Genomic DNA, 5,732 nt, shown 5'->3' on the forward strand with positions numbered 1-5,732 from the left:
TTATCTCAGTGAAGAGAAATGACCTTACCGCAGCGGAATACCGTTTTGGCAAAGCCAACTAATTTTTATTATTTAATGTGTAAACTTGACAGGGCACAGTACCCTGAATCAATTGATGTGTTTTAGGATTTGCAACACAACCGAAATTACAGTTCTCATAAAATCCGCTAAGCCTAGACAGTCTTTACTTTAAATCCAACATCTTTCGCCAACGGGCAAAGATGTTTATGACAGGTGGATAAACAATTAATGGTTATCGACCTTAATCCGGCCGCTTTTCAAACGTTGATCGCGGTCCATGATCAGTTCCCCGACTTTGATACCGCCAGCTGGCGTGAACTTGAATCTCGGCACACCCAGTTAACGGACTTGTTCCTCCAAAGCCAGCCAGTCGATCACGGCGAACTAAGCGTGACCCGTCAACAATTAGCCGACCAGTTTGGCGTCGACGCCATGTTGCCGTCATCCATGATCACCAAATACGTGGTGCCCAAAATCAAGAGTGAATTTGTCGCTCACCAGTGGTTTCCGAACTTTAAGTTACAGGCCACCACGGACGATCAATACAAAATTACTTGGTAATATCAAAATGCACGTTGACCGCAATTGCGATCAACGTGCATTTTTAGTCTAATTTACTGATCAACGGTAATTATTCCCAATCGTAGTCGACTGGATCTTGAAGACCTCGGCCAGTCGCTTTGTCCAACATGATCCGTTGTTCAAAGTGCGCGACGTTGCGCTTGGTTTCCTTGACCATGTCGGGGTTGACCGAAACGTAGTCGATCCCGCTTTGAATCAGGAAATTCGTGAAGTCTGGATATTCAGACGGCGCCTGCCCACAAATTGATACCGTCTTACCATCCTTGTGCGCGGTCTTGATCAGGTGGCGAATGGCTCGTTTAACAGCGAGGTTCCGTTCGTCAAAAAGGTGTGCGACCGTATCGTTATTCCGGTCACAGCCCAAGATCAACATTGCCAGGTCGTTTGAACCGATCGAGTAACCGTCGACGAACTGGTTAAACTGGTCCGCCAAAATGATGTTGGTTGGAATTTCAGCCATCATGTAAACCTTGAAGTCGGCGCTCCGGATCAAGCCTTCACTTTTAATGATGTCAGTGACCTTTTGTGCTTCTTCAACGGTCCGTACGAACGGAATCATGATGTTTAAGTTCTTCAGGCCAAATTCATTACGAACCTTCTTAACCGCGGCTAATTCCAACTTAAAAGCGTCGATGTATTTCGGATCATAATACCGTGACGCGCCCCGCCAGCCTAATAGATCGGCGGATTCATGTGGCTCGTACTTGTCGCCACCTTTAAGTTTACGGTACTCGCTGGACTTGAAGTCCGATAGCCGTAAGACAACCGGCCGTGGCGCCATTGCCCGAACGACCTTGGCAATCCCGTTAGCGAGCATGTTGACCACCGTTTCAGGATGGCTCTGTTCGATCAAGTAGAGTGGGTGTTCGTGAATGTACGTTGTCCAGAGGAATTCTTCACGCATCAGCCCGATCCCGTCAGCGGGTAACGTTGAATACTTTTCGGCTAACTCGGGATCACCCAAGTTCATCATGACGCCGGTAGCCGTTGGTGCGAAGGTTTCGGCGGCCACGACTTGGCCCGTTTGAGCAGCGGGCGTCGATTTCTTCAACAGACTGGCAACTTTACCCATGTAAACAATCCCGTTTTTAGCGTCGACCGTCACCACGTCGCCGGTCTTCAGTGCGTCGGTTGCCGCCACGTGCTGACTCTTCGTCCCAACAATACATGGGATCTGCATTTCACGTGAAACGATGGCCGCGTGACAGGTCATCCCACCGAAGTTAGTTACAATGGCCGCGGCCTTCTTCATAGCGGGGACCCAGTCTGGTGACGTCATTAACGTGACCAGCACTTCACCGGCCTTAAACTGGTCAATATCTTTAGGACTATCGATCACGTGGACGACACCACTAGCTAAGCCGGGACTTGCTGGTAACCCGCGAACGGCAACCTGCGCGTCACTTTCAGAAACGACGTTGGCGTCTTCTTCGGCGTCGGCTTTCTTTTGCTTGTTCCGTTGAGACCAAACGGTTTCGGGACGTGCTTGGACGATCCACAACCGGTTCGTGTTGGTGTCCAACGCGTATTCCATATCCATGTAGCAGCCATAATGTTGTTCAATTTTCTTAACATAACCGGCTAATTCAATCACCTGGTCGTCCGTCAAAACGGGCTGGTCTTGTAAGTCCGCGGGAACTTCTTTTTCGACCGTCCCGCCATCGGGTTGCCGCATCAATTCGATTGGTTGCTTAATGATGTTCTTTTCAACAATCTTCATTGAGTCTTTATCCACAACAAAGTGGTCGGGGGTGACCTTCCCTAACACGATGTATTCACCTAAGCCGTAAATGCCATCGATCACGATTTTCGTATCATCACCGTTGGCCACGTTCACGGAGAACATGACTCCGGAAGCCTTGGAGAAGACCATCATTTGAATGGCAGCCGACAAGGCGACTTTTTCATACGGGAAGTTTTGTTTATGCCGGTAATACGTTGCCCGGTCGGTAAACAATGATGAATAACATTCTTGAACCCGGTCAGTAACGTCGTCAGCCCCTTTAATGTTTAAGTATGATTCCTGTTGCCCCGCAAATGATGCGTCGGGCAGATCTTCCGCCGTTGCTGAGGAACGAATAGCCACGAACGGATCCTTTTGGCCCATCTTATCGGCCAAATCAGCGTAGGCCGTCTTAATATCTTGCGCTAAATCATCTGGCATGGTCGCGTTCACAATTAGATTCCGAATTTGTTCACATGCATGGTGCAACTCATCTGAGTTTTCGTAGTCCTTGATGCCTTCGAGCAAGGCGTTAACCTTGTCGTTTAACCCCGTCTCTGCCATAAAGTAACGGTATGCACGGGCGGTCGTTGCAAAGCCGTAAGGTACCGGTACATCCATGGAAGACGTCATTTCCCCCAGTGAGGATGATTTACCACCCACCAAGTTCACGTCTTCGCGATGTAACTCGTTAAACCATAAAACATTTGCTGTCTCTCGACTACTCATAATATTGCCTCCTTGTGATTTTTAGCTTAAAAACCATTTTCAGCAGAATCAAAGTCGTTATTGAAAACGGTTTCATTCTCAGTCTCCATTATAGTTCATCCGTGTACAAATTTTAAGCGTATTTCCAATTTCCGGTGGAGCTCTCATTAATTTCTGATGATTCATTCATAAATTAATCGCAAAATTTTCAGTATCCGCTTTCTTTAACACCAAAAAACACGGCCACAATGCTGCAACCGTGTTTTTAACCCTATTAACTAGGAAGATCTATTTACATGGTTTCGTCCGGGCCACCTTCAGTGCCTGGTTGATCACCTGCGCGTATAAGACATCACCCGCGTGGACGCCACCAAAGTGCACGCCGTCCGTGCCGGCAAAAACGGCCGGATGTTGTCCCGCGACCTTCTCCCAATCGGCGATCGTGACGTATTTGTACTTGGCAGGAAGCGTCCACTCGAAGACTGCTAACTTGCTCGAATTCCAATCTGACTGGGCCTGCGCGTTATACGGCGTCATGAAGATCAGCCGGTGACCGGGCGCTAAGGCGTCGATCAGCTTCATGATCTGGACCCGGTAACCGTCGAGGGCGTTGGTCCCGATGCAGATCACCACGTCCTGACGTAAACGATGATTCCGTTGCTGCGCTATCAAGACTTGGTCAGCCAAGTTCATCGTTCGGTCCCCTTCCGCGTCGATCGTACTGTTAGCGACGTGTTGTCCTAAATAATCACGAGTACCGAGTGTCACGCTGTCCCCGATAATTGATACTCCCGTGGGCACGTGCACCTTCGTCTTTTCCCCCGCCGTTGTCACCGGTCCCGTGTTCGCTAAAATGGCGGTATGGGTCGACTGAATCAGATTAACGTCTTGACGAATTCCGCTGATCCACAAATTTTGCTCCAGTGTTGAGACTGGGGGCGCGGCTTTGACGACGCTCTCCCCGTTAACACCTAGGAGCACAATGGCCACCATCGTTGGCAACCGGAGTTTTTTCCAGTTCACGTTACATTGAAAAATGTGAACCGGTTTACCGGCGATCACCGGCTCTAAGACGTAGTATGACAAAGCGGACAAGCCGATTGAGACCCCGGTCGTTAGGATCGCTGCGACCCAGTTCGACATTCGGTGTGAAAAAATAACGTACAACGGCCAGTGAAATAAATAAACACTGTAGCTGATATCCGCTAAAAACGTCATCCAGCGTGGCTCACTGATTGTTGGCGTTTGATCGTGCAACAGGCGCGCGCCGTAGATCATACAAGCGGCGAGTAGCGTTGCGGCCAGTAACCCTTGTTGATACGTTTGCAACCGGTCAAATTTTAGTCGGTCACCTAGGATGACCAGGCCGCTAAAACTAAGAATCATCAGACCGATTGCTACGTTGCGGGGACAATGCTGTGAGACCCACTTAAACGCCGTGAGCTGGTAGCGAATCCCACTGAGGATGCCCAACACACAACCAATAAAGAACGGGAAACTGTGGGTCACACTGGAAAAATAAACCGGTGAAAAATCCGTTAAACCGACGGCACCTAAATTCATGGCCAGAAAACTCCCCGTTGCGAGGAGGGTTGCTAAGGTGATCAGCAACTTTCGGAACTGGACCAACGCTTCGTCCGCCGACGCGCTCCGATAACGACTCATCTTGGCGACCAAACTTGCAGTGAGCCCCCATAATAAATAGAAGTGCATTTCAACGGCTAACGACCACGTATGGACAAATAGGTGCGGAATAAACTTGGTTTCATAACTCCCGCCAGTTGCAATTTCAAAATAGTTCGTCGTAAAACCGAGGGCCGCCGCGACCTGCCAACCGATGTTGGTCACAAAATCATGATCGACTAAGACGGTCATCGGCAGAACCAATATAACGGCTAAAAAAAGTGGTGGCACGATCCGGTAAAACCGGCGACCATAAAAAGCAAGCAGTCTGAATTGATTGGATTCAGCAAACTCGTCCACCATCAGGGCCGTGATCAAGAACCCCGAAAACGTGAAGAAAACATCAACGCCAATGAACCCACCCGTGAATTTCGCTTGAAAAAAATGGTAGGTCAATACTAATAGGACCCCGGTGATCCGTACCAGGCTAAACCATTTAATGCGCATATTCTAGTTGACCGTCCTTCAAAATTTTATCGGTATACGTCCGCCGACCCTCGCGTAACTGGACACTCCCCCGGAGAACGCCGTTGCCGAAGTCATCTTTGATCCGCCAACCACTGGGCGCGATGTATTCACCCGACCCCGTAAAGCGGCCGTTTTTAAAGTGACCAACGTAGGTCCCTTGACCTTGCACCTTCAACGTCCCCTGACCGGCAAACTTATGATTCAAAACGCCCCCGGTATAGATCATCCGACCATGGTCCACCCGCACCGTTTGTTGACTCGTCCGCGATGGCCATAAACTGATCACGGCCAGCAGCAGTATGGCAACCACGCTAATACTTTCAAAGATCCACCGTCCCCGACTCTGTTTCATGCCACTCGGCTTCCTTTCAACATTTGCGCTCAATACCGACGCGAGAAATTTGTCGCGTCCACGCGCACCTAAAGGGTACCGCGCTGACAGGGTGTCCTGAAGTGAACCCCCGAGATTGGACAACAATCTCGGGGGTTTTATTATGACTAAATTTAATTTAGAGTTACGAATTTCTATTGTGACACAATATTTAAC

4 protein-coding genes are annotated in these 5,732 nt (G+C 49.2%); 1 reads left to right on the forward strand and 3 read right to left on the reverse strand.

What is annotated here, in order from left to right:
• Positions 1 to 249: 249 nt before the first annotated feature.
• Entirely contained in the window at positions 250 to 582 is a 333-nt protein-coding gene (locus LOSG293_RS09355) for a hypothetical protein (RefSeq protein ID WP_034529712.1), read from the forward strand.
• Between the two features lie 70 nt (positions 583 to 652).
• On the opposite strand, the gene ppsA is transcribed toward LOSG293_RS09355, so the two are convergent.
• The 3 genes from ppsA to LOSG293_RS09370 form a co-directional block, all read right to left on the reverse strand.
• On the reverse strand, positions 653 to 3,055 hold the full coding sequence (ppsA, locus tag LOSG293_RS09360) for a phosphoenolpyruvate synthase (protein ID WP_034529713.1): 2,403 nt from the start codon (positions 3,053 to 3,055) through the stop codon (positions 653 to 655).
• 267 nt (positions 3,056 to 3,322) lie between these two features.
• The gene (locus LOSG293_RS09365; RefSeq protein ID WP_034529715.1) at positions 3,323 to 5,164 is read right to left on the reverse strand and encodes an acyltransferase family protein; all 1,842 of its coding nucleotides are present in this window, start codon (positions 5,162 to 5,164) and stop codon (positions 3,323 to 3,325) included.
• Positions 5,154 to 5,537 (reverse strand): MORN repeat-containing protein, encoded by a 384-nt coding sequence (locus LOSG293_RS09370; RefSeq protein WP_034529717.1) that lies wholly within the window; start codon positions 5,535 to 5,537, stop codon positions 5,154 to 5,156. The genes LOSG293_RS09365 and LOSG293_RS09370 overlap by 11 nt, the downstream gene beginning before the upstream one ends.
• Positions 5,538 to 5,732 lie beyond the last annotated feature (195 nt).

The organism is Secundilactobacillus oryzae JCM 18671 (assembly GCF_000740055.1).
Lineage (GTDB): Bacteria > Bacillota > Bacilli > Lactobacillales > Lactobacillaceae > Secundilactobacillus > Secundilactobacillus oryzae.